We start from the raw sequence: 612 nt of genomic DNA, 5'->3' as shown, positions 1-612 counted from the left end.
CTAATGAATTGGCTCAACTCCACATCATGGGACAACTCCATGAACTAATGTTTCATCTAGGAACGATTGCTCCCAATCAGAAAAAAGAGAATATTTCATCAACTCACCAGCTCTATCTTGACTGCAAACAATTAATTGATAGTCACTATCCACGATCGCTCACCATTCAAGATTTAGCAAAAGAGCTATCGGTTCATAGAAGTTACTTAACTAGTGTGTTTAAAGAATTTCACCAACTCTCTCCAAAAGAGTATTTACTTTTCGTTCGAATGAACCGTGCTCAACAGTTACTAGAACACACAAATGAAACGATCAAAGTCATTGCATATTCTGTAGGTTTTTCAGACCCACTACATTTCTCAAAAGCCTACAAACAGTTTTTTCATAAAACACCTAGTCAAACTCGAAAAGAATACTCTCACTCCCTCTTAGCTAGAAAGGAAAATCAATGAAATCACACCAACTAGTCTACCAAATATTAGCTAGAGAAAACGATTATGTTAGCGGAGAAAAAATCGGAGAAGAACTGAATTTAAGCCGTACATCCATATGGAAAGCGATCCAACGTCTTCAACAAGAAGGCCTAGAAATTGACAGTATCAAAAATAGAGG

General features: G+C 36.8%; 2 protein-coding genes. Both read left to right on the top strand.

Annotation, left to right across the window (positions count from 1 at the left end; translation table 11 throughout):
• The coding region (locus tag GMD6S_RS09975) for a helix-turn-helix transcriptional regulator (protein WP_000292589.1) at positions 1-452 on the top strand (452 nt) is incomplete at its 5' end.
• On the top strand, positions 449-612 hold a 164-nt coding region (locus GMD6S_RS09970; RefSeq protein ID WP_008281795.1), incomplete at its 3' end, for an HTH domain-containing protein. The genes GMD6S_RS09975 and GMD6S_RS09970, both read left to right, overlap by 4 nt.

The sequence above is a fragment of the Streptococcus sp. GMD6S genome (assembly GCF_000297015.1).
Note: the sequence above shows the minus strand (reverse complement) of the source record. Positions and strands in the feature narration are given on the sequence as shown.